The organism is Paenibacillus sp. JMULE4 (genome assembly GCF_013337105.1).
In the GTDB taxonomy this organism is placed as follows: Bacteria; Bacillota; Bacilli; order Paenibacillales; family NBRC-103111; genus Paenibacillus_G; species Paenibacillus_G naphthalenovorans.
On the sequence record NZ_SGWF01000012.1, the window covers coordinates 142,569 to 168,582 of the forward strand.

General features: G+C 48.7%; 22 protein-coding genes and 2 pseudogenes. 9 read left to right on the forward strand and 15 right to left on the reverse strand.

Going from position 1 to position 26,014, the window contains the following annotated elements; genetic code table 11:
• Nucleotides 1-242: 242 nt before the first annotated feature.
• Nucleotides 243-1,166: an IS1380 family transposase gene (locus EXW96_RS10285; RefSeq protein ID WP_309225063.1), complete on the reverse strand. Its 924-nt coding sequence runs from the start codon at nucleotides 1,164-1,166 to the stop codon at nucleotides 243-245.
• 94 nt (nucleotides 1,167-1,260) lie between these two features.
• Between EXW96_RS10285 and EXW96_RS10290 the strand changes: the two genes are divergently transcribed.
• Nucleotides 1,261-2,816, forward strand: a protein-coding gene (locus EXW96_RS10290) for an IS3 family transposase (protein WP_254611337.1) whose coding sequence is annotated in 2 segments (ribosomal slippage) — nucleotides 1,261-1,726 and nucleotides 1,726-2,816 — 1,557 coding nt in all. Because the reading frame shifts where the segments join, the coding sequence is not laid out codon by codon here.
• Between the two features lie 31 nt (nucleotides 2,817-2,847).
• On the opposite strand, the gene EXW96_RS10295 is transcribed toward EXW96_RS10290, so the two are convergent.
• Nucleotides 2,848-3,264: a hypothetical protein gene (locus tag EXW96_RS10295; RefSeq protein ID WP_375256447.1), complete on the reverse strand. Its 417-nt coding sequence runs from the start codon at nucleotides 3,262-3,264 to the stop codon at nucleotides 2,848-2,850.
• 203 nt (nucleotides 3,265-3,467) lie between these two features.
• Between EXW96_RS10295 and EXW96_RS10300 the strand changes: the two genes are divergently transcribed.
• The 4 genes from EXW96_RS10300 to EXW96_RS10315 all read left to right on the forward strand — a co-directional run bounded on the left by EXW96_RS10300 (nucleotide 3,468) and on the right by EXW96_RS10315 (nucleotide 6,723).
• Nucleotides 3,468-4,295, forward strand: coding sequence for a selenium metabolism-associated LysR family transcriptional regulator (locus tag EXW96_RS10300; RefSeq protein WP_174350516.1), 828 nt, complete (start codon nucleotides 3,468-3,470; stop codon nucleotides 4,293-4,295).
• Nucleotides 4,296-4,401: 106 nt separating this feature from the next.
• Nucleotides 4,402-5,658 carry an IS21 family transposase gene (istA, locus tag EXW96_RS10305; protein ID WP_155615815.1) on the forward strand — a complete coding sequence of 419 codons (1,257 nt, stop codon included), beginning with the start codon at nucleotides 4,402-4,404 and terminating at the stop codon, nucleotides 5,656-5,658.
• Nucleotides 5,646-6,440 (forward strand): IS21-like element helper ATPase IstB, encoded by a 795-nt coding sequence (gene istB, locus EXW96_RS10310; protein WP_196427002.1) that lies wholly within the window; start codon nucleotides 5,646-5,648, stop codon nucleotides 6,438-6,440. The genes istA (EXW96_RS10305) and istB overlap by 13 nt, the downstream gene beginning before the upstream one ends.
• Nucleotides 6,427-6,723: a DUF5348 domain-containing protein gene (locus EXW96_RS10315; RefSeq protein WP_174349717.1), complete on the forward strand. Its 297-nt coding sequence runs from the start codon at nucleotides 6,427-6,429 to the stop codon at nucleotides 6,721-6,723. The genes istB and EXW96_RS10315 overlap by 14 nt, the downstream gene beginning before the upstream one ends.
• Nucleotides 6,724-6,977: 254 nt before the next feature.
• On the opposite strand, the gene EXW96_RS10320 is transcribed toward EXW96_RS10315, so the two are convergent.
• From EXW96_RS10320 to EXW96_RS10355, 8 genes and pseudogenes are all read right to left on the reverse strand, one after another.
• Nucleotides 6,978-7,991, reverse strand: coding sequence for an NAD(P)-dependent oxidoreductase (locus EXW96_RS10320; RefSeq protein ID WP_027093489.1), 1,014 nt, complete (start codon nucleotides 7,989-7,991; stop codon nucleotides 6,978-6,980).
• The gene (gene phnE / locus EXW96_RS10325) at nucleotides 7,988-8,827 is read right to left on the reverse strand and encodes a phosphonate ABC transporter, permease protein PhnE (protein ID WP_083351434.1); all 840 of its coding nucleotides are present in this window, start codon (nucleotides 8,825-8,827) and stop codon (nucleotides 7,988-7,990) included. Before phnE ends, EXW96_RS10320 begins: the two co-directional genes overlap by 4 nt.
• Nucleotides 8,824-9,723: a phosphate/phosphite/phosphonate ABC transporter substrate-binding protein gene (gene phnD, locus EXW96_RS10330; RefSeq protein ID WP_027093487.1), complete on the reverse strand. Its 900-nt coding sequence runs from the start codon at nucleotides 9,721-9,723 to the stop codon at nucleotides 8,824-8,826. The genes phnE and phnD overlap by 4 nt, the downstream gene beginning before the upstream one ends.
• Nucleotides 9,724-9,738: 15 nt before the next feature.
• Entirely contained in the window at nucleotides 9,739-10,518 is a 780-nt protein-coding gene (gene phnC / locus EXW96_RS10335; protein WP_051318361.1) for a phosphonate ABC transporter ATP-binding protein, read from the reverse strand.
• Between the two features lie 367 nt (nucleotides 10,519-10,885).
• Nucleotides 10,886-12,214 (reverse strand): annotated as a pseudogene (gene istA, locus EXW96_RS10340) (IS21 family transposase); the annotation flags it as partial.
• 86 nt (nucleotides 12,215-12,300) lie between these two features.
• Nucleotides 12,301-12,582 (reverse strand): hypothetical protein, encoded by a 282-nt coding sequence (locus EXW96_RS10345; RefSeq protein WP_074730196.1) that lies wholly within the window; start codon nucleotides 12,580-12,582, stop codon nucleotides 12,301-12,303.
• Nucleotides 12,583-12,607: 25 nt separating this feature from the next.
• Nucleotides 12,608-12,874 carry a hypothetical protein gene (locus EXW96_RS10350; RefSeq protein ID WP_027093486.1) on the reverse strand — a complete coding sequence of 89 codons (267 nt, stop codon included), beginning with the start codon at nucleotides 12,872-12,874 and terminating at the stop codon, nucleotides 12,608-12,610.
• A 246-nt stretch (nucleotides 12,875-13,120) separates the two neighbouring features.
• A complete protein-coding gene (locus tag EXW96_RS10355) occupies nucleotides 13,121-14,458 on the reverse strand; it encodes an IS1380 family transposase (RefSeq protein WP_027093557.1) in 1,338 nt (445 codons plus the stop codon).
• A gap of 199 nt (nucleotides 14,459-14,657) precedes the next feature.
• Here EXW96_RS10355 and tnpA point away from each other — a divergent pair, with 199 nt between their 5' ends.
• The 3 genes from tnpA (at nucleotide 14,658) to tnpC (ending at nucleotide 16,986) form a co-directional block, all read left to right on the forward strand.
• Nucleotides 14,658-14,999, forward strand: a complete 342-nt coding sequence (tnpA, locus tag EXW96_RS10360) for an IS66 family insertion sequence element accessory protein TnpA (protein WP_074730039.1) — start codon at nucleotides 14,658-14,660, stop codon at nucleotides 14,997-14,999.
• Nucleotides 14,993-15,346 carry an IS66 family insertion sequence element accessory protein TnpB gene (tnpB, locus tag EXW96_RS10365; protein ID WP_074730038.1) on the forward strand — a complete coding sequence of 118 codons (354 nt, stop codon included), beginning with the start codon at nucleotides 14,993-14,995 and terminating at the stop codon, nucleotides 15,344-15,346. The genes tnpA and tnpB overlap by 7 nt, the downstream gene beginning before the upstream one ends.
• Before the next feature lie 71 nt (nucleotides 15,347-15,417).
• Nucleotides 15,418-16,986 (forward strand): IS66 family transposase, encoded by a 1,569-nt coding sequence (gene tnpC, locus EXW96_RS10370; RefSeq protein ID WP_074730040.1) that lies wholly within the window; start codon nucleotides 15,418-15,420, stop codon nucleotides 16,984-16,986.
• A 362-nt stretch (nucleotides 16,987-17,348) separates the two neighbouring features.
• Here the strand turns inward: tnpC and EXW96_RS10375 are convergent, their stop codons facing one another.
• From EXW96_RS10375 to EXW96_RS10395, 5 genes and pseudogenes are all read right to left on the reverse strand, one after another.
• Nucleotides 17,349-18,590, reverse strand: coding sequence for an ISL3 family transposase (locus tag EXW96_RS10375; protein ID WP_174349589.1), 1,242 nt, complete (start codon nucleotides 18,588-18,590; stop codon nucleotides 17,349-17,351).
• A gap of 153 nt (nucleotides 18,591-18,743) precedes the next feature.
• Nucleotides 18,744-19,253, reverse strand: a complete 510-nt coding sequence (locus EXW96_RS10380) for a carbonic anhydrase (protein ID WP_074730037.1) — start codon at nucleotides 19,251-19,253, stop codon at nucleotides 18,744-18,746.
• A gap of 106 nt (nucleotides 19,254-19,359) precedes the next feature.
• Nucleotides 19,360-19,725: a Na-translocating system protein MpsC family protein gene (locus tag EXW96_RS10385; protein WP_027094041.1), complete on the reverse strand. Its 366-nt coding sequence runs from the start codon at nucleotides 19,723-19,725 to the stop codon at nucleotides 19,360-19,362.
• 39 nt (nucleotides 19,726-19,764) lie between these two features.
• Nucleotides 19,765-22,425, reverse strand: a complete 2,661-nt coding sequence (locus EXW96_RS10390) for a DUF2309 domain-containing protein (RefSeq protein ID WP_074730036.1) — start codon at nucleotides 22,423-22,425, stop codon at nucleotides 19,765-19,767.
• A pseudogene (locus tag EXW96_RS10395) lies at nucleotides 22,422-23,956 on the reverse strand (NADH dehydrogenase subunit 5). Before EXW96_RS10395 ends, EXW96_RS10390 begins: the two are co-directional and overlap by 4 nt.
• 1,255 nt (nucleotides 23,957-25,211) lie before the next feature.
• On the opposite strand from EXW96_RS10395, the gene msrB reads away from it, so the two are divergent.
• On the forward strand, nucleotides 25,212-25,967 hold the full coding sequence (gene msrB, locus EXW96_RS10405) for a peptide-methionine (R)-S-oxide reductase MsrB (RefSeq protein WP_083351407.1): 756 nt from the start codon (nucleotides 25,212-25,214) through the stop codon (nucleotides 25,965-25,967).
• The last annotated feature ends 47 nt before the right edge of the window (nucleotides 25,968-26,014 follow it).

Genomic DNA, 26,014 nt, shown 5'->3' on the forward strand with positions numbered 1-26,014 from the left:
AACCTGAGTGGTTGTTCAGTATGCCCTGAATCCGTGACAAACTTAAGTCCACTCCGCCAGAGAGGGCAGTATATGGAAAAAAGTAATCGGAAATCCCCCCATCAGCTAAAGATTCGTGATGAAAACAAATCTACAAATGACAGAATCCATCAAGCAAGGCATGCTCAATAAGCCTTGCTGTTTACGGTAAGGCCGGAACAGGGAAGAGCAGTTTGGGTTGGTCTGGATGGCGAAAAATGGATTCAGGCAAACGCTTGGTACACTCGTCGTACGGTCTGAAACCAGGGACTGTATCGCCCAAAATTGAAAATCGTTTGACGAGCGTGTCGGCTGACTCTAGCCGCGATGTACACGATGTTTTGAATCACGGTGCGGATGCGGCGACGTTGTACGCCTCCCCGAATCGGAGCATCGTCTTGGCGCAAGCTTTCCTGCCCCATGATGCGGAGCAGGTTGTAAGCGAACACCCCCGCGTGCAAAACCAGATCGTTGGTATCGAATTTGCCGGCGGGCAGTCGCTCCAAATCCAGATCCGTCTTCAGCTCACTATGAAATTGTTCGCTCGTGCCGTGATCGCGATACAACTCGATGACACGCCACGGCGAGCAGGTAAGAGAAGTCCAATAGACGTTCACTTCAATTTCCGGGAACAGGAGCATCTGACCTTCACGGTCGATCGTCCGTACGATCACTTGAAACACTTGACGAAGGGCTTGATCGAAGCCTTTTTCGGGAAAGGCGATCACGCCCATGTATTCCGTCTTGCCGGGGCGCTGCTCACAGGCCATGCCCTTGTCTTCGGCGATCCGTAGCCAACTTTCCTTGGATGTATTGCGCAGATTGACCTTGATGATATAATCGACCTCTGGCTCAGCATGACACACCTGCAGATTTTCCAGACTGTCGTGAGCGGAATCCATCCGCACGAGAAGGCGCTCTTTCGTGATGCGCCGGGCATACTGGATGCTTTCGCGCAGAAAATCAGCGCCATCCTTCTGACTGTGCGTGCTGCCTTCCCGAAGCTGCACATTCACGCTATACCCCTCCTGTCCGAGGTAGGCGAAAATGGGGGCGTAGCCGAACGTGCCTTTGTAGGTCAACGAAACACCCTCTTTTTTCGTACCGGAGTTATCGAACGGAGAGACATCGATATCCAGCGGAATCACCGTATGCTCGCCTGCTGTCCCCCCTGTGTCAGAATAGTTGTCGTACCCCTCAATTGAAAGTATAGTGAGGATAACAAGGACGAGGTGGGAGACAATGAACCAAGTGAATCAGGAATTGAAGCAGAGAGTCGTGCAACGAATGATGCCACCGAATAATGAATCGGTCAGCCAGTTAGCCAAAGAGTACGGGATATCTGAAACAGCGCTGTATAAGTGGAAGAAAGCGGCGAAGGCCCAAGGAACGATCATGCCGACAGGTGCACAATCTACAGAGCGATGGAGCACTCGAGATAAGTTTGCCATCGTGGTAGAAACAGCAGCATTAAGTGAGATTGAGTTGGCGGAATACTGTCGTGCCAAAGGGCTGTACGTCGAGCAAGTGGAAGCCTGGCGCGATGCTTGTATGAACGCCAATGGCGGGATCGCCGAGCAAGCGAGCAAGCTGCAAAAGGATCTCCGAACGAAAGAACAAGAAGTAAAGGCCCTAAGCCGCGAGCTTCAACGAAAGGAAGCGGCATTGGCCGAAACCGCAGCCTTACTGGTGTTGCGAAAAAAGGCCCAGGCGATCTGGGGGGACCAAGGGGACGAATGATCAGTGCCCCGGATCGTCAGCTAGCTGTATCACTGATTGAAGAAGCTGTTCAGGCCGGTGCAAGGGAACACCTCGCCTGTAAGGAGCTTGGACTGACCCAGAGAACCCTGCAGCGTTGGCGTCAGCATAAGATTAGCGAAGATAGGCGTCCTTATGCCAAGCGTCCTGAGCCCGTCCATAAGCTCAGCGAGGAAGAAGAACAACAGATTCTGGACGTCATCCATCAGCCTGAGTTTAAGAGCCTCCCCCCGAGTCAAATCGTTCCCGCCCTTGCCGATCAGGGAACCTATATTGCTTCGGAGTCTAGTTTTTATCGTGTGATGCACAAACACAAACAACAGCAACATCGTGGAAGAAGCAAGAAAAGAACCACCAAGCCGCTGACAAGCCACTGTGCTACTGGAGCTAACCAAGTCTGGATGTGGGATATTACGTGGATGCCAGGGCCCGTTAAAGGTCTGTTCTTCTACCTCTACCTGGTGCTAGATTTATATAGTCGCAAAATTGTCGGTTGGGAGATTTGGGAAGAAGAATCGGCCGAGCATGCGAGTCAGTTAATACGCAGAACGGTGCTTAGCGAGCAGTGTGTCATTCGCCAGCAGCCCCTTGTGCTGCACTCGGACAATGGCAGTCCGATGAAGGGGGCAACCTTATTGGAAACGCTATATAGCTTAGGCATCACGCCTTCCAGAAGTCGGCCCCGAGTCAGCAATGACAATCCCTATGCGGAGTCCATCTTCCGGACGTGCAAATACCGTCCAGAATACCCGGAGCAAGGGTTTAAAGACCGCACCGAGGCCCGTGAATGGGTGCTGCGTTTTGTACGATGGTACAACCACGAGCATCGCCACAGCGGGCTCAATTTCCTCACGCCCAGCCAGAGGCATAAAGGACAAGAGGAACAAGTATTTGAGAAGCGACGGCAGGTTTATGAAGCTGCGAAAGCCCTGCATCCAGGTCGCTGGTCAGGGGATACACGGGATTGGAGTCTAAAAGAAGAAGTATGGCTTAATCCGGAAAAAGCGACGCTTATTCAAGCTGTGCAGAAGACGCAATGATAGCTAACTTAATTTTATTAAATCGCGACAACTATCTTGACAAATACCGTGTCAGTCCGGTTACAGGTGCTTTTACGTTTCGAATCAGATCGGCGGATTCTTGAAGCAGGATCTCGTTCCAGTTGGCATTCATCGTTTGAGCTGCGGCATCCAGACGCTGACGGAGCGTCGGGCTTGACGGCACCTTGCGGACACCGAGGCAGGTTTGGAATACGGGATCTTTTCGGAAAGGTTCGATGTGGTCGAAGTCGCTTTTGCCTTGGCAAAGCAAGCCAAGATAGCTGGTCATGACATCGCCATGACTGTGAATCGGGTTCTCCATTCCTTTCACGGTGGAGCGATTGAGACGCTGCGGCAATCGGGTATGGGAAAGCAAGGCGCCGACGGTGGCCAGGCCAGCATGCGTAGTCAACAGAATTTCCTTAGATTGGGTGAATTGGATTCTCATATGTAGCACCTCGCAGGTGAAAGTGGATCATTCATGGTTCCTTTAAAATTCACCATCGGAGATGCGATTTCCTTTCTTTTTCTTCTTTTTCACAGAAGAACTATCACGGATTCAGGGGTTAAATGAATTTTCTTATTTTATCCAGCTTTAACACTTAAGGACTATACTTTGGATAGGTAAAAAGAAGGACAGGAGTAATGACAATGAATCTGGATCATTTGCGCGTGTTTTATATCGCAGCAACCAAACGGAATTTTTCAGAAACTGCAAAAATACTTCATCTTTCCCAGCCCTCGGTCAGTTTGCAAATCCAGCAGCTGGAGGAAGCCTTGAAAGTCAAGTTATTTGAAAGGACGACAAGAACAATCAAATTGACCGATTATGGAAAAGTTCTGCTGAGATACGCGGAGAGAATCTTTCAACTCGTTCATGACGCGGAAAAGGAACTGACAGTACTTTCAAATTCCATTCATGGCGATTTATTTATAGGGGCCAGCACAACGATCGGAGAACATATTCTTCCGTATGTGCTGGGAATATTTAAGCTCGACTATCCCAAGGTTAACCTGCGGATGAAAATCGGCAATTCCCTCCATATCGTGGAGCAATTATTGAAGCAGGAGATTCATATCGGTTTCGTGGAAGCTCCGGTATCTAACCCGGAAATTGAAAGTTACCCTTTTCTTGAGGACGAGCTGGTTGTCATCAGTTCCACACAAAATCAGCACCCCCTGCTCGCTAGTAAAGGGGTGCTGACACCTCATGATTTATTTTCGCTGCCTCTCATCCTAAGAGAGCCTGGTTCCGGAACACGCCAGGTCATTAACGAAAGCCTGAGGAAGATCGATTTGAATCCTGAAGAATTAAATGTGGTTTTGGAATTGGGCAACACCGAATCGGTGAAAGCCGCGGTCGAATCGGGAATAGGTTTCTCCATTTTGTCGAGATTCGCAATTCGTAAAGAACTGCAATTGAAGACATTGCAAATTCTTAAGATCAAGGGAATCCATTTGCGTCGAAATTTTTGTTAACGCCGAATGTAAAATTAAGAATATAGCCGGAATAAAATTTTAGAATAGTCTCGAATCTCTCGATATAATAGGGTGCGCAACTTTGTGTCGAGGGAGAGGCTTAGTAGTGAATTTTGAGAGAAAGGAAGAAATGTTCTGGGTGATTCAAGACTTAAAGAAGAAGGGATGGAGCATTACCGCTATCGCCGACGAGTTGCAGATCAGTTGGCCTACAGCGAAAAAGTATACGAAGGAAATCCCTAAGAAACAAACCCGGCCGGCTCGGGGAAGCAAGCTCGATCCATATAAGGCGTATATCAGGCAGCGAATCGAGGAAGGCACGACCAATTGCGAGGTTCTGTTCGATGAGCTGCGAGCCAAGGGCTATACCGGCGGAAAAACGATTCTCAAAGATTATGTGCAAGGGTTTCGGAGTGCACCGAGAAAACAGGGGGTTCCGCGCTATGAAACAGCGCCGGGAGAACAGGCGCAAGTGGATTGGATGGATTGCGGCATTCAAAATTTCGAAGGGAAACGCCGACGGATTTATGGATTTATCATGACGATGGGTTATTCACGAAAACGGTATGTATGTTTCACGGATACCATGAAGATGGACAGTTTCCTGCGCTGCATGAGACAAGCCTTCGAGTACTTTGGAGGCATACCAAAAAAAGTGCTCTTTGACAACATGAAAACCGTGGTCCAGAAACGATTGCTCAAAGAAGTCGTCCTGACAAGCGTCTTCGCGGATTTTGCACACTACTATGGGTTCCAGGTGGATGTATGCAAACCGGGGAAACCACGAACCAAAGGCAAAGTTGAAAATTCGGTCAAATATGTTCGCCAAAACTTCTTGCAACGCAAGCATGAACCGGCGCTGGAAGCTTGGAACCAAGATGCGCTGCAGTGGCTGGAGACGGTAGCAAACGCCAAACCCAATGCCACAACCGGTGTGCCGCCGGAGGAACGTTTTCAGGACGAAATCAAGGCCTTGTCGCCTATCAGCGGTATCGCCCCCTATGTGGTGGCGAAATGGGAAAAGCGGCTGGTGTGGGACGGCTACATATCGGTTAAATCCAAGAAATATACGGTTCCAAGTCATTTGGGTCTAAAAGAAGTTCGTATTCGTTGGATCGATTCCGATCATTTCGAAGTGTGGGATCACGAACAAAAAATCACGACATACCGGATCAACGAAGAGACGGGTAAAACGACCATTTATCGACCGGAGCATCTGCCGAAATTAAAAGGAGCTCTTGAAGAAGGGGACTATGGTTTGGCGACCTCCCCACACGTTCAGAAAGCTCCTGAGGTAGAAACTCGCTCCCTTGATTATTACGAGTTAATCGGAGAGGAGGAATTTCTGGTATGCAAGCCTTGATCGAACTCCAGCAGCGTTGCGCTCAGTTGGGCTGGAAATCCATTGCCCATCGGCTCGACGCCTTGCTTGAAGAGGCTTCTGCCAACAGTATATCATATGCTGAATTTTTAGGCAGCCTCTTGCATGTGGAAGAAAACCACAAACAAGAAGCATCATGGAACCGAAGAGTCCGAAATGCTCGTTTTCCTTTCGTAAAGACGTTAACCGAATTCGACTTTGCCGCGCAAACCAGTGTGGATGAACGCCGGATTCGCGATTTAATCGCTCGCTCGTTTTATAGGGAGGGCCATAATCTGATGTTTCTGGGACCTCCGGGGGTAGGAAAGTCGCACCTTAGCGTGGCCATCGCGCTAGAGGCTATCCATCAGGGACAGACCGCGTTATTTGTGCGTGCGGATGAATTCATGGAAGCTGCAAGAGAAGCAGCCGAATGCAGGCAAGTTCCGAAATTCCTCCGGAGTTATGCAAGGCCTACGATACTGATCCTGGACGAAGTTGGCTATGCCCCTTTTGATGCGACGAGTGCCCAGATCCTGTTCCAAGTTATATCTAAGCGCTACGAACGTGGGTCGATCATCATCACATCCAACAAGTCATACAGCGAATGGGGCGAGATGCTGGGTAGTCCCGTGCTGGCGACGGCTATACTGGACCGCCTCTTACACCACAGCTCGGTCTTTAATATGCGCGGGGATTCCTATCGTTTGAAAGAAAAGATACGCGCCGGCGTACTGCCATCTTCAACAAAAGCTCCACGACGTTCGGGAGGTGGCGAAGGATGAAGAGAAAGCGTCCGATGATCGCCATTACGATCTACATTGCGGAGAAGGTATAGAGCTTTATATTGGAAATACGCCTATCCCTGGCCGACTGGAGATGGATCGGGATTGGTACGTCATCCTGCATGATGTACGCTTTAATCTACGTTCGTCGGAAAAGTATATGGTGAGTTCTAAATTCCGGATTTCAGGCTCTCCTCCGGCTGACCTCCCGGCCGCGCGCCGCCGAGTAAGGGACAAGGGGGCTAGCCCCCTTGTCCCTTACTCCATATTGACTAAATCCTAAAAAAATAACCCGGCTAAAAATTAAATTTTTATTCCGGCCTTGACATTTTTATTTGGTCCTCGATAAAACGATGTCGCAATCCCTTGCCGCATACACCTTTATGGAATATGTGCGTGTAAAATTCGGCGGAATGTAATATTAATAAAATAGAGCATTTTATTAAAGGAACTTATAAAAAAGCTGTATAATTTAAACAATGAACTTTCGCGGAGCCAAAAAAGGCCGGATGATCACACGTCCAACCTTTTGCGCAATTATATAATCCTAGGGTCGAGTTTTATTTGATTTATTGCTCCGGAAGGAATTTTCCCTTGCAGTGCAGTCAGCAATTGAGTGGCGCTGGAGACAGCCAATCTTTCCCTTGCTTCAATGGTGCCAGTGCCAATGTGAGGGGTAAATACCGTCTTCTGTCCTTGTCTTAAAAGTGCTTCGGCAATATACGACGGACGGTTCTTGATAATCGTATCTTCAAACTCAAAAACATCTGCAGCGTATCCCCGCAAACGGCCCTGCTCTAAAGCTTCCGCTACGGCTTGCTCATTCACGATCGATCCCCGGCTGATATTGATTAAAAAGCTATCCTTCTTCATCAATTCGAGCTCTTCCCGGTCAATCAGATGATGGTTTTCCGGCCGGAGATCGACAGCCACTACCACATAATCATTTTCGCTGAGCAGTGCGGGCAATTCGATATACCTCGCTCCCGGATGATCTTCCATTTCCGGAAATCTGCGAACATCATAATAGGATATCTCAACGCCAAAGCCTTTGGCGCGCTTTGCGATCGCCCGGCCGATGGCACCAAATCCGATGATCCCCAACTTGGAATGATGAAAGTCGCGGCCTAGACAATGAACCGCATGCCAACCTTTAAATTCCCTGTTGCGCACATGACGGTCGCCGGCTAAAATATTGCGGGAAACCGATAGGAGCAATCCGATCGCCAAATCCGCCGTAGATTCCGTCAGCGCATCGGGATTAATCGTCACCAGTATATTGTGCCTGGTACAAGCTTCCACATCAATATTATCGAACCCTTTACCGAAACTGCTGATCACCCGCACGTTCGGGCAGCTTTGCAGAATTTCCTCATCAATGGTGTCGCATACGAAAGCGAGCACCGCATCAGCCTTCTTGGCTCTAGCGATAAAGGTTTCTTTGGATAAAGGCTCTATCCCGTCGTAATAATCGACTTCACAATACTCTTTAATCATATCAACACCGATTTGCGGCATCCAGTGTGAAATAAACACCCTTGGTCTGCTCATCTGTTTGTACCATTCTCCCCAAACAATAATTTTCTGCGAATCATATTCCCGAACGCGTCGACCAACTGCACCATCACAAACACAACCGCAAGAATCGCAAGAACATCTTGGTACTGCATGATCCGCAGAGAAGCGATTAATTGAAAGCCGATTCCGCCCGCGCCGATCATGCCGACGACCGTCGAGGCGCGGAAATTGTATTCCCACCGGTACAAAGTAAAGTCAATGCAATGGCTTACTATCTGAGGGATTACGCTGAAGACGATGACATGAAAACGCGATCCACCCGAAGACTCAACCGCCTCGATCAAGCCGGTGTCCACTTTTTCGATCGCTTCCGCATAAAACTTCCCGAGCATCCCGGCCGAATGGATTCCCAGCGCGAGAATTCCCGGAAGAATTCCGAAGCCGACGGAAGCCACAAAGATAATCGCCATGATAAGTTCAGGAATCGTCCGCAACGCGTTAAATATGCCTTTGGCCATATAGCGAACCGAGGGATGGAGCGATGTTTTTTCCGCCGCCAAAAAGCTGAGAGGAAACGATAAGAAAACGGCAAGAATCGTAGCCATAACACTCATTACAAGAGTTTCCACGATCGCTTTCCCCAATGTGGGCACAACGGCGAAATTGGGCGGAAACATTTCTCCGACAGTCGATATGAAATTGCTTAGCGTTCTGCTGTTAGCAAGCGAGTCCCAACTGACATTCAAGGTGTAAAACAAGGAGCCTAGGATTAACACCGCTCCGATCAGGATAATGAAAAACCATCCGTTCATCAAGACTGATCCGCTGTGCGATTTGATAGAAGCAGCCGACGCTTTGATTACACTCATTGTACCTTCTCCAGATCGATGCCAAGCAATTTTACCATATCGCGAATGACATCAAAATCTTTATCAGTAATCGGCACGAAACCTTCGGTTTTTAACGGCTTGAGGACATCTTTGTCCTTCAAATCGTACAGCGCCTTTTTAATCGATTCTTTCAATTGCGGATCGAGTTCACTGTTCATGGCCCATGGATAATTTGGATACGGCTTGGATACTTCGATGACCTTCACCTTGTTTTTATCAATAGTGCCTTTTTCCACGAGGGAATCAAAGATCGGTTTGCTGAGCCCGCCGGCCTCGGCATTGCCGTTTTGCACAGCTTTCGCTACAGCGTCGTGTGCTCCGACAAACTGTTGTTTGTAGTCTTTTTCCGCTTCCAAACCGGCATTTTTAATCATTTCCTTCGGGATCATATGGCTTGAGGTGGAGGCAGCATCTCCGAAAGCGACAGTTTTCCCTTTGATGTCGCTTAATTGGGCGATACCCGTATTCGCTCCTGCGATGACTACCGCGTTATAAGTGGGCGCCCCTTTATCGAGCTTGGCGGCGAACGGCTCGACATTTTCCATCTTTTGCTTGAGCAGTACATAAGATAGAGGCCCGAAATAAGCAACCTCGATATGCCCTTTGCGCATCGCTTCGATCATCGAAGAATAGTCGGTCGTTACGACGAGTTCGATTTCTTTATTTAAAGTTTTCGCCAAATAATTCCTTAATCCTTCATTGTTTTTGATTACCGTGGAAGGTGATTCGTCGGGCAGAAGAGCTATCCTCAATTTTGCTGGGTTCGGATCAATCCCCGATTTTGCCGCTCCTGCCGCAGACTTCTCCCCGCCGCAACCGGACAACAGAGAAATCAATAATGTCGTGATGATTGCCAATACTCCTGTTTTTTTCATGTCCGCTTCCCTCCATTATACTTGAACTAGTTCTCTTTTCAGTAACGATCGATTAGGCTTCCGTATTTCGTTTTGCACAAACTTTTCCCCATATATCCGGGCTAAGTCTTGCTCCCGCATTACCTGGGGGTTGCCGTCAAAAAGCACTTTTCCGCTGTGAATGCCGATGATCCGATGGCCATACTCTACTGCGTATTCGAGTTGATGCAGGTTACAAATGACCAGCGTTCCTTTGCTTTCGTTGATGTTCCGCAAAATATCGAGGATTTCCCGGCTGATGACCGGATCCAAGTTGGAGACCGGCTCATCCGCGAGAATCACATCGGGTTTCTGCACCAGCACCCTGGCGATACCCACTCTTTGTTTTTGCCCCCCGCTCAATTTCTCAACACGCGTGTAAATTTTGTCCTTTAAACCCACCAGTTCAATCGCTTCTTCCGCGATCTTTTTTTCTTCCTTGGTGAAAAAAATGTTCCAAAACGATTTGGTTCCCAGCAGGCCGATCAGCACATTCTGCATCACGGTCAAATTCCCGATGACGTTGAAATTCTGAAAAATAAAACCTACTTTTTGACGGATCTTGTGAAGGTTTTTTTTGCACACCTCGATGTCATGGACCCTAACCTTTCCGCTGGTAGGCGCCATCAAGCCATTCAGGCATCTCATCAAGGTTGATTTCCCCGCGCCGCTGGAACCCAGAATGACAACAAACTCACCCTGGGAAACTTGAAAACTGATATGATCCAGCACCAGGTGGTCAAATTTCTTCGTGACATTTTCCACTTCCAATACCATGTTGTCACCTCCCCTTGTTTCTTATATTCACATACATATATCAATGGAGTATTAAATTGTGTTAATTCATGATTAAATAATAATTGGAATTTGCAATGCGATTAATTAAATTTGTTAATAAATCAAACAAAAAAGGAACCCATTGAAGGGGCTGTTGACAAATTGCTTTTTGAGTGAACCGTGTAGAATTTATTCTACACGGCTGCCGTCGAGGCAGCCTTTATGTGCGCCCGGCATGGGCGTTATCTATAGGGTTCAAGTCCCGAATGGCGAAGGCAGTAGTAGCCATTAGCTTAAGGCAAGGGTCTCTACCGCGAGGTAGAATCTGAAGGAAGCCGGTGGCAAATCTCCGGCCCGAGGAATACGAAAATTCCCTTTCCCGTTTGGTATAATACATCTCGTAAATGGATTTTAATTTTTGTGGAGCCTGATGCCATGCCGCGCTACCGGCGAATGCACCAGGTTTTTTCTTTAGCGTCTCCAAATAATGATTCAGATCAAGCCGCCACTCATGGCTGCCGATCAGTCGCAGATGCTCCGCCACCTGAGTTTCCCGGTAAAAACAAAGGATACGGGTAGAATACACCTTGATCATGACCGACTCGCCCACCAAATGATCCGGTACCGAGTAACGGTTCTGATCCGCCACGATCGTCGCATACTTGTCCACCCGTCCGTAGAGTACGCGAGCGGCATCAAACGCGGGCAGGGCAGGGAGAAGGGAAGGGCGTTCCTGTTCCAGTCGCTCGCTTGCCGTCTGACCATCCAGTTCGGTTTGCGGTTTTTGGTTGCGTCGGGTGCACACCTCCTGCAGATACTGATTCGCTTCCTCCAAGGAGTCGAATTCGTCCCGAAAGGCGAATGCTTTCCGGCGCACGACCTCCACACTGCGCTCCACGTGCCCCTTTTCGTTTCCGCTGCGAATATTGCAAAACCGGAATTGAAAGCCATAATACAGCGACAATTGTAGCAACCCTTGAGTCGGCTCTTTCTCAGTCCCAACAAACTGCTTGACCGCCACCTTCATGTTATCATAGACCATCGTCCGATATACGCCGCCAATATGCTGCAAGAATAAGGCATGGGCTTCCTGGAAGCATTCTGTCGTTTGTTTGGTGAACAAGTACGCAAAGCGGTAGTTTCCATAAGCGGACGTAAAGACCGCCATCTGAAACGTTTGCAGCTTGCCCTTGATTTTAAGTTTCACTTCACCCCAATCGAATTCACAGATCTCCCCAGCCTCATATATGGCCTTGATGAACGCTTCCTTCGGTTTACGTTCCATTCCGCGGATCGTCCGAAGCACCGTGCTGTAACTGATTTCTATCCCTTCGGCTTCCAGCGCCTCAAAGATGTCCATCGCCTTCTTTTGTTGCTTTCGTTGTCCTTGGTTTCGCTTCACTTCATTTTCATCCAGATGTGCTTGGATCTTTTCTGCAATTTCATCGGTCAGTTTCCGTTTCGGTCGAATCCCTGTGTTGTACTTCGGGGCGGTGGTCAGAGCATCAATCATGGCTTGAATATCTACCGCGTCATTCCCCTCTGTGAGTAACTGCCTTCTCCTTTCTTCATATTGGTGAATGTACTTTCCAACCGTTTCACGGTGAACTCCGGTCAATCTCGCAATCTCCCGGCGCGACCTCCCTTCATGGATGTACATCATTAAAATCTTCTGCATCATGCTCATTGTCATCATTCTCCCCCGGCCCCCACTTGTCGAATTGTTCTCCAAGTAGGTTTATCGGCTGTGGCCGGTTTTTCAATGATTACGGTGGCCTATTTTTAAGTTATCATATACAAAATGTAAATTTTAATCACATTAGGAAGTAAGCCGGGTTTACTTCTTTTCTTTATACCTGATTTCAATAATATATCTAGAATTTTACTTTTCAGTTCTTTGTTTTTATATTTGCTACCAAAAACATTTCGCAGCCATCGGAGCAACTCATAAAAGTGCTTTAAGTTATCATCATCATTGGGATTACATGGAATTCCACCATTTAAACTTCCAGAAACAGCGCCATTTTGCATATCTACTCGAATGTTTAGGTTAAATTCTTTCATTGATTAGGTTAGTCCTTTCATCCTTTTAATATTCTTCAGGGAGCAAGATGGTAACCACGAGACCTTCTTTCGAGTTTGGCCCGTAATCGTCAACGATAAGCCATACATCCTCATAAATGCCGGGATAAAGAAAAGCAGATTCGGTCGCGATCAATTCTCCATTACCGTTTGTAATATCGAAACTATCTCCTTCGGCTGCATGTGCTACTGTGAAATAGTCATAAGAGTCTGCCACAAAACGGTCGAGAGCGATTCTAAAGAGCATGTCTGTTGTCACTTCTGGCAGTTCCATTGCTGCGACGCCTCTTGTTTGAAGTAATCCTGAATCCGTGACAAACTTAAGTCCACTCCGCCAGAGAGGGCAGTATATGGAAAAAAGTAATCGGAAATCCCCCCATCAGCTAAAGATTCGTGATGAAAACAAATCTACAAATGACAGAATCCATCAAGCAAGGCATGCTCAATAAGCCTTGCTGTTTACGGTAAGGCCGGAACAGGGAAGAGCAGTTTGGGTTGGTCTGGATGGCGAAAAATGGATTCAGGCAAACGCTTGGTACACTCGTCGTACGGTCTGAAACCAGGGACTGTATCGCCCAAAATTGAAAATCGTTTGACGAGCGTGTCGGCTGACTCTAGCCGCGATGTACACGATGTTTTGAATCACGGTGCGGATGCGGCGACGTTGTACGCCTCCCCGAATCGGAGCATCGTCTTGGCGCAAGCTTTCCTGCCCCATGATGCGGAGCAGGTTGTAAGCGAACACCCCCGCGTGCAAAACCAGATCGTTGGTATCGAATTTGCCGGCGGGCAGTCGCTCCAAATCCAGATCCGTCTTCAGCTCACTATGAAATTGTTCGCTCGTGCCGTGATCGCGATACAACTCGATGACACGCCACGGCGAGCAGGTAAGAGAAGTCCAATAGACGTTCACTTCAATTTCCGGGAACAGGAGCATCTGACCTTCACGGTCGATCGTCCGTACGATCACTTGAAACACTTGACGAAGGGCTTGATCGAAGCCTTTTTCGGGAAAGGCGATCACGCCCATGTATTCCGTCTTGCCGGGGCGCTGCTCACAGGCCATGCCCTTGTCTTCGGCGATCCGTAGCCAACTTTCCTTGGATGTATTGCGCAGATTGACCTTGATGATATAATCGACCTCTGGCTCAGCATGACACACCTGCAGATTTTCCAGACTGTCGTGAGCGGAATCCATCCGCACGAGAAGGCGCTCTTTCGTGATGCGCCGGGCATACTGGATGCTTTCGCGCAGAAAATCAGCGCCATCCTTCTGACTGTGCGTGCTGCCTTCCCGAAGCTGCACATTCACGCTATACCCCTCCTGTCCGAGGTAGGCGAAAATGGGGGCGTAGCCGAACGTGCCTTTGTAGGTCAACGAAACACCCTCTTTTTTCGTACCGGAGTTATCGAACGGAGAGACATCGATATCCAGCGGAATCACCGTATGCTCGCCTGCTGTCAGTCCGGTTACAGGTGCTTTTACGTTTCGAATCAGATCGGCGGATTCTTGAAGCAGGATCTCGTTCCAGTTGGCATTCATCGTTTGAGCTGCGGCATCCAGACGCTGACGGAGCGTCGGGCTTGACGGCACCTTGCGGACACCGAGGCAGGTTTGGAATACGGGATCTTTTCGGAAAGGTTCGATGTGGTCGAAGTCGCTTTTGCCTTGGCAAAGCAAGCCAAGATAGCTGGTCATGACATCGCCATGACTGTGAATCGGGTTCTCCATTCCTTTCACGGTGGAGCGATTGAGACGCTGCGGCAATCGGGTATGGGAAAGCAAGGCGCCGACGGTGGCCAGGCCAGCATGCGTAGTCAACAGAATTTCCTTAGATTGGGTGAATTGGATTCTCATATGTAGCACCTCGCAGGTGAAAGTGGATCATTCATGGTTCCTTTAAAATTCACCATCGGAGATGCGATTTCCTTTCTTTTTCTTCTTTTTCACAGAAGAACTATCACGGATTCAGGTATGCGTCAAACAGTCCCCACCTTCAACCGGCCGAAGCCGCGTGAGACAATGAAGGCAACCGAACGCCCAAGGAGGTTGCCTCATGACGAAAAAAGAACAGCTACGGCAGCAGTGGCATGCGCGTATCGCCGAGTACCGGGCCAGCGGCCTGACCTTGAAAGCCTGGTGCGCGGCCCACGACTGCACGGTCGATCAAATGAAATACTGGCTCTACAAATCCAGGAAATGCGCGCCTTCCATCTCGACCGTCTCCTCCACGCCAACCCCGGCGACACACTTTGTTCCGCTGGCCGTGGTCGACGAGGGAAAGCGCGCGCCGCTCGTCCTTCGCGTCGGTCCGGCCCAGATCGAACTTCACGCCGGCTTCGACCCCCGGTTGCTTCGCGAAGTCGTGCATGCGCTGGCGGAGGCGGTGTCATGCTGACGCTTCCGAATCCCGAGAACGTCTATTTGGCCTGCGGATCTACGGATTTGCGCAAGTCCATCGACTCTTTGGCCGCTCTCGTGCAGGAGGGCTTCGGCCTGGATCCGTTCGCGCCCAGCCTCTTTGTGTTCTGCAACCGCCAGCGCGACAAGCTCAAGATTCTGCTCTGGGATCACAACGGTTTCTGGCTGCTATATCGGCGGTTGGAGCGCGGAACGTTTCAGTGGCCGACCGGCTGCGAAGGAACGGTCACCGTCTCCAGTCGCGAATTGCGCTGGCTGCTGGACGGGCTGACGCTTACGCAGCGTATGGCGCATCCGCCGGTGCGGGTCCAAGCTGTCATGTAGCAGGATTTGTTTTCGATTTTTCGTCTTATTTCCCGGCAGGAACGGCCTACGGGATGTCGAAGTTGGAGGGTATGGAAAATCGAGCGAAAACCCCTGCCACAACCGAAGACCTGTTGCGGCAAAACGCCAGGCTGGAACAACAAGTCGCGGAACTGTCCGCCAGGCTGCGCTGGTACGAGGAACAGTTCCGGCTGGCGCAGCACCGGCGTTTCGCCTCCTCCAGCGAACAAACGCATCCGGATCAACTGACGCTGTTCAACGAAGCCGAAGCGGAGGCCGATCCGAAGGCACCCGAGCCGACGGTCGAAACGGTGACCGTTCAGCGGCGGAAGAAAGCCAAAGGCGAACGGGAAGCGAAACTGGCGAACCTGCCGGTCGAAACGATCCACTACACGCTGGACGAAACGGAAGGCGTCTGCCCGGATTGCGCCGGGCCGCTGCATGCGATGAGCACGGAAGTGCGGCGGGAACTGAAGATCATTCCGGCGCAGGTGAGCGTCGTCGAGCATGTACGCCACGTGTACAGTTGCCGCTGTTGCGAGCAAACGGGCGTGCGCACCCCAGTCGTGACCGCACCCATGCCGGCCCCGGCGTTGCCGGGCAGTCTGGCGTCGCCCTCCATGCTGGCGCACGTGATCCATCAGAAATACGTGAACAGCTTGCCGCTCTACCGGCAGGAAGAACAGTTCCGGCAATGGGGCATCGACCTGTCGCGGCAGACGATGGCCAATTGGCTGATCGCCGCCAGTGAGCGGTGGCTCGTTCCCTTGTACGATCTCTTCCATGCCAAGCTTCTGGCGCAAGATCATGTCCATGCGGATGAAACGACGCTGCAGGTCCTGCGGGAGCCGGGCCGATCCGCGCAAGCGAAATCGTACCTGTGGCTGTATCGCACCGGGCGCGGAGCCGAGCTCGACGTGGTGCTGTACGACTACCGGACTGGACGCGGCAGTGAACATCCGGAGGCCTTTCTGGCCGGATTCACGGGGTACTTGCAGACGGACGGCTACAGCGGATATGCCAGGCTCAAGGGGGTTACGCAGTTGGGCTGCTGGGCGCATGCGCGGCGCAAATTTCACGAAGCCGTGCAGGCGGCGCCGCCGGCGCAACGCGCCCAAACCGCCGCGGCGGAAGGGTTGGCCTTGTGCAATGCGCTGTTTGAAGTCGAACGCCGCTGGAAGGAGGCGACGGCGGAGGAGCGCCATGCAGCCCGCCTGGAGGAAAGCCAGCCGATTCTGGATCGGATGGCGGCTTGGCTTGAGGGCCAACGCGCGCGCGTGTTGCCCAAAGGGCTGCTCGGAACGGCGATCACCTACTGCACGAACCAGTGGCCGAAGCTCACCGCCTTTTTGCAGGACGGCCGGCTGGAGATCGACAACAACCGCAGCGAACGGGCGATCAAGCCGACGGTGATCGGCCGAAAAAACTTCTTGTTCAGCAACACGCCGCGCGGAGCGAAGGCCAGTGCGGTGTTGTACAGCATCGTCGAAACGGCGAAAGCGAACCGGCTGAAACCGGAGGCTTATTTGCAGTACCTGTTCGAGCAACTGCCGCAGTTGTCGAACCCGCGAGACGCTGCCGCTCTGGAGAAGTTGGCTCCGTGGTCCCCCGCATTGCCGATCACCTGTCGCCTGTTCTGACGTTGTGCCTCGAACCGCTCTGACTGCTCAGTCAGGGCTCTTTGGCGTTCCGTCCGGTTCGGTGCTCTCGCGCACACGTTTCGTTCCTATTCTCGCAGGCTGGAGACGCTTTGACCAGGTGTGCTGGATTTGACGCTTACGTTGTTCAGTTCTGTCTGTTTGGATAAAGGGAGCAAATAGCTCCCTATTTCTCATACTCATAAGAACCCAAGCGTTAATTTCTGGAGGTTTGGGACAGCGCCCCCAAGATTATGCCGACAGTTCGGCTTTCAATCGATTCATTAAGAAAGTGGCTAGCTGCACAGCAGCCCCTTTAATTGGTTTAAAAATTAAGGCTCAATCTCAAAATCAGTGCTTGACAATTAGCCGAACATCCGATGTCGGTTGCATTCGATCAGAATGCCAGCCTTATAGCGACTGCGATTTCGTGTAAAGTAGTGGCGGCGCTGAAAGGCTTTGATGCGATTGTGGCGGCCTTCTACAGTCGCATTTGTCCAGCGGCATTGATGGTAGTTAACGATCTCCTCTTTCCAGTTGCGCATGGTCTTCAGGGTGCTTTGGACGGCGGGGTGATCAATCCGATCGCCCTGCTCACACCAACGCTCAAATCCCAATTGGGCAATGGCAAGATTCGGCGAGCAGTTGTACCACGTCGTAAATGCTTCTTTCCATTCCCACACGCCGCGCAGTAGAGGGGAGTAATGGAGCAGCGTTTCCAAACGTTCGCGGCTTTTTTCATCAAGCGACTCCGCTGGCGGATTGAGCAACCGATGGTTCGCTTTCAGATAAGCCTTCGCCCGTGGCGACAGGGTGTTCTGCACGGTTTTCCGAACCGCCTGCACGCTTTCGATGACGTAACCGTGAACATGAAAACGATCGGCAATGCGAATCGCTTTTGGAAAACACTCGCGAATCCACGTGTGATACGCCTGAGCTAAATCCATGACCACCGCCTTCGGGTTCAACAGCAGGAAGCCAGGATGCTCTTGCGAATACGCCCGCAGTTCCTCCAGCTTTCGACCGGGCAGCAAGTCCAGCATCGTCTCGCCTTTGAGGTTGTGAATGCCGGTGTTATACGTATGGCCTTTCTTGATGGCAAAGTCGTCGATCCCCAGAACCAATCCGGACGTTTCTTGCGCTTCTTCCCAGACACGTTCGTAGATCCGCTCGCACTCCACTGGCACCGCCTCGTTATGCATGCGCTGTACGGTACTGGCCGGTGTTTGCTGCATCCGGGCGCTATGCGCGGCCGTGGACCCCAGCGCTTGTTCGACCGTCTGGGAGCGAAAGAGTCGGCTGTAGCGCTGCTTGGGACCGACAAATTCGTACGCCCACACAAATCCGGCTTCACAGCGCGTACAATACATCCGAATCGACGGCACGTGCAGGTAGGTTTGCTTTTCGAATACGGAAAGATGCCGGACGATCCGCGGTTCATTTCTTCCCTTGCGGACGACATGTTCAATGGACTTACAGCATGGACAGCATTGCTTGGCGTCCACGGGTAGAGCTTCTATGTGAAGTTCATCGGCATCGATGGACAGAATTTGTTTAATTTTCAGCTCTGGTAAGTCGAGCATTTCATTGATATACTGAGTTTGCATCTGTTTATTCCTCTTTGTTGTTGGGTAGGACTTACAACAATACAGGATTAGCAGATGTTTTTCCATATTTAGCCTTCGATCAATTCGTCAAGCACTGATTTCGGTTTTGAACCAAAATTAATTTATTCATTTTAGCTTAACATCATTATTGTCTTAGGAAATGTTAATTTCTGATACTTTTCCGCCCATTTTGTCAATCAATAATCCGTGAACTTGAACATCAGATGGCATCAACGGATGTTGACGAATCATTTTGACACTTTTCTGTATACCTTCAGTTGAAGTTTTGCTGCCCTCTAGCCATTCACTTAACTTGATGCCAGGAAAGTCTGGCGTGCAATGTTCAAAAAGATAATTGATTGTTCGTAATTTCTCTTTTAATTCTTCGTTTCCATATATTTTTTTAAGTAATTCTTGTCTTTCCGCTTTATTGACCGAGTCATCTTTTTTCCCGAATACAAAAATTTCCTTAACTTTTTCTTCATAAACGGCAATCATTATAGCTCGCATTACATCGCTGAAATGTTGTGAAATAACTGGCCCATCTATTTGCAGGATCAACATGTTATTCGGATGGATATTGACCGCCTGTTGTAATAAGTGTTCCATATTATCTTCCATTCCAATCACAAATAATGCTTTTTTGTTTTCAACTGAATTCATAGGATTACCCCCCCTTAGTTTTGGGCATTTATACCAATGAACAAACGAATTTAGAACAGAAACAACCGAACAACGAACCTGATTCGTACATAGCCGTCAGTATTATTTATAATAATTTGTTTGTTAAATCATCTGAGAGCCGAAAGACCATGATTCGTTCTCCAGTTCTTGTGCTAATGTCGGTATGAAAATTCACGACTTCAAGACCGGTAATATTAAAAATAATCTCTTTAAGATCCTCGATACCTGATTCCACCAAACTTGTTCGGGTGTTTTTTATAGATAAAATCCCTTCTTTATCTTTACAAAGGGTGTATTCTGCCGGGGTCAGTATCCCGCGCAAAGTAACAATAATCATATCCCGTAGAATATCGGATTTAACCGTTAGAGAACCGCGTCCAAGATACTCTTTTTCCCAATGAGTTAAAGCTCTGCTTACTTCAGCTTCAATCATACCTTTTGATTTATCCATATCGTTTTCTCCCCAATAATTTTTGGTACATAACGGCAATCACATGTTTAATGACCAACTTTTCCAGTATCCTTTTGGATCCAGGTTTGCAAGCCGTACCCATCCGTTTTGAACCTTTTGGCGGAACATATGATCATGATCCAGCAATCGCTCCACATACTCCTGGGGTGCTTCAATGAGAATCAGCAAACGCAGAGAAGCATGATAGAACTCATGATCCGATTTCATCACAGACTGCCAGGGAAGTCCAGTTAACAAGTCGCTCGCATTTCCTTGCATGACGCCGATTCCGGCAGTAACGGTTTGAGTTGCCTTATTTCCGCTTCCATAATAATGCGGCGCTACGGTAGACGAATAATACTGAAGGTTTATCCATTGAGCCACCGTCGCTGGCCCAGTAATAATGTTCGCAAGCAACGTACCATCATGATCCTTCTGCCAGTCATAACTGTGTAGAAAAACTCTTCCGTCCAAATTGCACTCCTTAGTAAGCCGGCGACTTCCAATGATAAATGCAGCGTTTCGTGCGAGTCCCCATTCAGGGCGCATTTCACTCCAATCTTCCGCAAAACGTTGCATCTCGGTCGTCGCCTTTTCTAAACGAGGTGCGAGATTGGGTAATTTCGATAATTGCTCTTTATTTACACGTTCCGTAACCTTTGGCAATGCGGCACAAATTCGGTCAAATGCATTTTGGGCCGCATTTGAGAGTTTGGGAACATATACCCAACGTAATTCATTAATGGTCGTGATATGCTCGGCAGCCACGAATACTGTCTCTTCCGGAATTACAATCCCTTTGTGTGCCAAGGTATTCCTTACGTTTGGAAGGTTACACAAGCTGGCTAGAACTCGTGCGTTAAATCGGCCCGATGCCCCTCCACAAGCACCACAGTCTAACGAGGAAGCATATGGATTGTTGGTGCTGTGACTACCATGACCGCAAATCACTACTAATGGAGCAAAGTGATCGGTTAGCCCCATCATTTTCAGCGCTTGCTGGACGTAATGCACCTTCTCTTCTTCAGAAAAACCAACCGGGAGTTCCGTTTCAGATTGCACATAATCCAACGATAGCTCCGTAGAAGGTTTACGCAACCATGTTTGTCGAATCTGTTGGAATACGCGACCTGCTTCCCGCGGGAAAAGGCTGCGCCCCAACATCTGAAGGCTAAGCCAGGGACCGCTTATCTCCGGCAACAATAAGCTTGTAAGCAGGTTTTGTTTCATCATTTGAAACGTATGGTTAAGTGAGTTTACCGACTGCAGACGTTGTAGATATCGATTGGATTCAAATTCGGAAGCAAGCTCCTTTACTTTGCACTGCGGTTCGAGAATAACCGGTAAGGAGAAATGGCTATGTTTGCTCCCAAGTTCAACCGTCTCAATAGGCAATCCGAAAAAACCGGCAACTCCATACGTTGCAAAAGGACCTTCTTTTTCAAGTGCGCGCCGAAAAGGCTCTGAACGCGTATCAATACAAAAAGCAAATTGTGCCATTACAGACTTTACATCGTTTGATACACATGGTCTTGATGAGATCTTTACTTTCAATTGATCTTCGTATGTTTGTTCCCACGCTTCCAGCCAAATCCGTCTTCGGAGTATATCATCAAAACGATACGCAAGGGTCAAACGCGCTTTTTGCTCCGAAGAAGACAACATTGACCATTCTTCAATGGAAGTATCCCCCCAGTGAACCCACGCCGCGATCAACGGAATCAGCCGTAATACATCTTCCGATTTTGGCTTGATTAAAGGCAGATAAGGTGTTATAAATGCCCGTTCCATAGTAATGCGAACGGCCAAATATTCCAATAAAAGTGACTTTTCTTCGATTGATTGCTGAGAACGCCATAGCATCATTCCCGCCCATCCAGGCAAAGAAAGCAAATGTGCCTCAAGATACTTCTGTATGTGTGGTTGGGAAATTTCAAGCGCCGACAGAGCCTCCAATAAAGCCTCGTGTGCCTCTTGCGGACATTTACTTAATTGCTTGCGTTGCGATGGAAGAAGTGCCGGATCGTACTGAACAAGGCGGCGCCAGGTGCGAAAGAACCCTTCCTTGCGACTGGGCATGGACCAGGCTGCCTGAGACTCGTCTAGGTACAATTTACACCATTTAATTACGTGGTGATCCAGATAACTGGCCACATTGACGCCTTGTTGCCGTTCCACACGAAAACTCAAGGTTTGTATCGGTTGTTCCTCAAAAAACTGCAATGTCAGATGGCTCAGTTTCTTCGCCAAGACCGTTAATTCCGGTGCTTCTAGAACGTTGGCAGGTAGATTATCCAACCGAAGCGCGGCGCGACAGAATTTCTCAACGACGTCTCTTGGCAAATCAAGAGATTGTGAATCAAGCCAATGTCGGAAATTTGTTTCAAGATATTCCGGATCAATTTCCCCTCGATTCTTCGCGTCCTTCAGAATAGAAACATTAGGATATATATCTACATCGCAAACGGCTTTGAACCAACGTGCGACCTGTTCGAATGGTTGCTCTTCCATCCCCGCCCAGGGATGACGGGCTGCAAATACTGAGATCGGTCCCAAGGGTGCGATGACTCGACTTGCGGACTTAACCAAATCGTGAATAGCGGGTTTAGAATCGGGAATCAGACCTTGATCAAATTGATCCGTTATTGCGGCTACCTCTTCCAATTCTGATTGTTCGAGTAATGTTAATGATTCGGTCATTTCTTATTCCCTCCTTTAGACATACTCAAAACAAGAAACTTTGGATGGCTTTCGACCGAATTGGGATGAGGTTCACTCAATCGTACGAGCCATAGATACAACGCAGCAAAAGAGGTGGAAGAATGATGGCGAGTTGACCAAAAACAACAGCATTGCCGGTTAGTAAAATAAATAGAACCAAGATGAGCAATGTTGCAGACGGAAGTACTACTTCCGAAACGGTGCCATGCAATAGATCTTTGAAAGCTGCATGGATGATGTTAAAAACGATTGTCACTCCAGCTATTAGAAAAAAGCCAACAAATCGCCCAATATGTCCGTGCCCCGAAGTTACAAGCTGTGTCCATGCAATTGACACGGACCATCCCAGAAGTAGTGCGCTAATGAAGTCATGACCCGTTCCATTGTCATTTATCCAATAACAGAACCCCACTGCCAGACCTAAAAGACCCCCTGCCGTATTCCATATAAGTGGCGAATGGCGGGTTGTAGGATTAGTTCTCTTATTGTGATGAACAACTGAACCTGCCTGCAAAAAAAGGGTGGATTTAAACAGGCCATGTAACACTGCATGAATGATAGCTGCCAAATAAGCACCTAATGCACATTGAATCAGCATGAAGCCCATCTGGGCAATCGTAGAACCGACTAACTGACGTTTATAGTCAACCTGGACCAAAATCATTCCTGTTCCTAGCAAAACGGAGAAACCCGAAAGAACGATCAAAAAGATTTGGGCTAAATCGCCGCTAAATAGCGGTGCGAATCGAGTCAGTAGTATTCCACCGGCATTCACTATACCCGCATGCATCACTGCGGAGACAGGCGTTGGAGCAACGACTGAGTCCAGTAACCAGCGTTGAAAAGGATACTGCGCGGCAGGAATCGCCACTGCGAACACCAGCAGCAAATTTATACCGGTTTTCTCCCACGAGCCAAGGTTCATTAGACTGTCTTTGGCAAGTACAAATGATAGCTGCCAGTGTCCAGTTGCTTTTGCGAGCCAGATGATGGCCAACAACATCATTAGCCAACTAAGCGTCAACAATTGCCTGGAACGCGCGATCGCAGTTTTAGCTGCTTGCCACTCTTTATTTAAACTTATGAGCCATGTGATTCCTAACAGAGTGAATCCCCAGAAAACCATAAGCCAACGAAGATCATCGCTTAACCAGGCGACTGAGGCAGAACCTGTAGTGAAGGTGAAGAGCGCAAAATATTTTCTGTAATTACGGTCACCAAGCAAATAACGAATGGAATAACGCTGTATTACAAAACCAATGATGAGGACAAATAATGCTGTCAACCAAGCCAGGGGATCAAGGTGCCAGGGGCCATAAATCTTATTCGTTTTGAAAGCAACAAGATTCAACAGCGACATTAAGGGTGATAATCCATATATGCCAACATGGAAACGAACAAATTTTAAGGGAACGCGCGGATGCAGCATAAAAAGCGCGCTAAATAATGAAAGCGAAAGGGTTACAAAAAAGGTTATCGTTAATGAATTAGAATTCAGCAAAGTTAACATCTGACTTCCTCCAATGATCCAGGAAACTGTTTATTCCATCACACACATTTGAATTTTTTCAACAAAAAAACCGACAAATCCAGAATTTAATGGCCGCTTTTAACGCCATTAAATTCCGAAAATTGTCGGTTTACTATCAACTAACCAATATTGGTTTTTTGAAAAGTCTACCTTGTTTTTTTCAAACAAAATAATACCACTTGATTAATGTTCTGTCAAGAACGCGCGATGACTCAGTTAAAATGTCACTAAATAGGTATCGGTTCACGCACGACGAAATGTTACCGAAGGGATGTGTTTTGAAACTGAGTATAAAAACGTGACGTGAAGTGATCCGTTCCTTGGCTGATCAATACAAGAGAGCGAAAACGCGTAATGAGAAGTCAGCAATTCTAGACAACGCCGTGAATGTGCTTGGATGTCATCGCAAGGATGCCATACGCGTTCTTGCAAACTTGAAACGTAAACGGCCATTGGCCTACCAGGAAGCAATGCCTGTCATACAACGCGTATGGGAAGCGCTGGATTATCCCTGTGCCGAGCGGCTGCATCCTGTTCTGCTTGAGACGGCTCAGATCCTTTGCGCTTCGTCAAGGTCACCTGTTTCTGAACGACACTATCGTATCGCAATTGCAGGGGATTAGTCGTGCCACACTGGCACGAAGGTAATACGCGTTCCGGTCACCCAAGGCCAAACCGACTGTGAGCAAACGGAAGCCTCTTGCCGAACTTCGCGCGCAGGTCCTCATGATCGCCTATGATTGGTATAAGACGCGTCCGGGCGCGTTGAAAATCGATATGGTCGAGCACAACGGCGGAACGTTGCACGGGCACTTCGCCTAACCTTAACAGTGACAGATGTCGTCTCCGGCTACACCCGCAGACGCGCGCTGTTGGGCAAATCCCAACTCACAGTGCTTCGCAAGCTTAAGAAAATCATCGCGGAGTGGCCCCTGCAACCTTGGGTGATCTCGGTGATAACGGCCAAGAGTTTTTAAACGCTCATTTGAAAACCTTTTGCGCTTCTAACAACATCCGGTTCACCCGTAGCCGACCTTATCGTAAAAATGACAATGCTCACGTGGAGCAGAAAAACGGATTCCTTGTCCGCCAATTGTGACCGGTACAATCATATTAATGAAGGAACAGAGATTCCTCGGAAATGTACATAATTAATTATTATGCTACGAATTATGTACATATTTTATTTATGTACAGTTAATAATGAATAATAAAACCTAGGAAATTAAATTAAATGGATAATATAAAATACTTATGTACATTCATTTTATGGAGATATCCCTATGACGGCGGCCAGTTCGCCGACCGCGGCGATTCCTACCGGACGGCTATCTTTTATCATAATGAAGAGCAAAAGCAATTGGCCGAGCAATCCAAGCAGCAGCTTGCGGCAAGCGGCCGTTTTCAAAAACCGATCGTAACACAGATTTTGCCGGCCAAACCGTTCTATCCCGCAGAAGACTATCATCAGGACTATTACAAGACGAATCCGGTTCGCTATAAAGCTTATTTTGCAGCTTCCGGCCGGGAGAAATTTATAAGAGAACAGTGGAAAGACCGCAAGAAGGACGAGGAACTGAAACAGCGCCTCACGCCGCTCCAATATGAGGTGACGCAGAACAACGGTACGGAACCCCCGTTCCGCAATGAGTTTTGGAACCATAAAGAAGAGGGACTTTACGTCGATATCGTATCGGGCGAACCTTTATTCAGCTCGCTGGACAAATTCGATTCGGCCTGCGGCTGGCCCTCCTTCACCAAGCCTATAGAAAAAAGCCGTGTAACGGAGCATATCGATGTCTCCCACAACATGATTCGTGTGGAAATTCGCAGCCAGGAGGCGGATTCTCATCTCGGTCATGTGTTCGAAGACGGGCCTGAACCAACCGGCTTGCGCTACTGTATCAACTCCGCGGCCCTTCGTTTTATACCGGTGGAACGTTTGGAAGAAGAAGGGTATGGCCAATACAAGCATTTGTTTAAAAAATAAAGAAGAAGGCTGGGATTCACGGATGTGAACCAGCCTTCTTCCTATTT

Coding starts and splice junctions, on each gene's coding strand:
- EXW96_RS10375 (WP_174349589.1), bottom strand. CDS start 18,590: ATGCAAACTCAGTATATCAATGAAATGCTCGACTTACCAGAGCTGAAA.
- EXW96_RS10380 (WP_074730037.1), bottom strand. CDS start 19,253: ATGAATTCAGTTGAAAACAAAAAAGCATTATTTGTGATTGGAATGGAA.
- msrB (WP_083351407.1), top strand. CDS start 25,212: ATGGATAATATAAAATACTTATGTACATTCATTTTATGGAGATATCCC.
- phnC (WP_051318361.1), bottom strand. CDS start 10,518: ATGGTATTGGAAGTGGAAAATGTCACGAAGAAATTTGACCACCTGGTG.
- EXW96_RS10320 (WP_027093489.1), bottom strand. CDS start 7,991: ATGAGCAGACCAAGGGTGTTTATTTCACACTGGATGCCGCAAATCGGT.
- tnpC (WP_074730040.1), top strand. CDS start 15,418: ATGGAAAATCGAGCGAAAACCCCTGCCACAACCGAAGACCTGTTGCGG.
- EXW96_RS10295 (WP_375256447.1), bottom strand. CDS start 3,264: ATGAGAATCCAATTCACCCAATCTAAGGAAATTCTGTTGACTACGCAT.
- EXW96_RS10300 (WP_174350516.1), top strand. CDS start 3,468: ATGAATCTGGATCATTTGCGCGTGTTTTATATCGCAGCAACCAAACGG.
- EXW96_RS10385 (WP_027094041.1), bottom strand. CDS start 19,725: ATGGATAAATCAAAAGGTATGATTGAAGCTGAAGTAAGCAGAGCTTTA.
- tnpA (WP_074730039.1), top strand. CDS start 14,658: ATGACGAAAAAAGAACAGCTACGGCAGCAGTGGCATGCGCGTATCGCC.
- EXW96_RS10350 (WP_027093486.1), bottom strand. CDS start 12,874: ATGGAACTGCCAGAAGTGACAACAGACATGCTCTTTAGAATCGCTCTC.
- phnD (WP_027093487.1), bottom strand. CDS start 9,723: ATGAAAAAAACAGGAGTATTGGCAATCATCACGACATTATTGATTTCT.
- EXW96_RS10355 (WP_027093557.1), bottom strand. CDS start 14,458: ATGAGAATCCAATTCACCCAATCTAAGGAAATTCTGTTGACTACGCAT.
- EXW96_RS10345 (WP_074730196.1), bottom strand. CDS start 12,582: ATGAAAGAATTTAACCTAAACATTCGAGTAGATATGCAAAATGGCGCT.
- tnpB (WP_074730038.1), top strand. CDS start 14,993: ATGCTGACGCTTCCGAATCCCGAGAACGTCTATTTGGCCTGCGGATCT.
- phnE (WP_083351434.1), bottom strand. CDS start 8,827: ATGAGTGTAATCAAAGCGTCGGCTGCTTCTATCAAATCGCACAGCGGA.
- EXW96_RS10390 (WP_074730036.1), bottom strand. CDS start 22,425: ATGACCGAATCATTAACATTACTCGAACAATCAGAATTGGAAGAGGTA.
- istB (WP_196427002.1), top strand. CDS start 5,646: ATGCAAGCCTTGATCGAACTCCAGCAGCGTTGCGCTCAGTTGGGCTGG.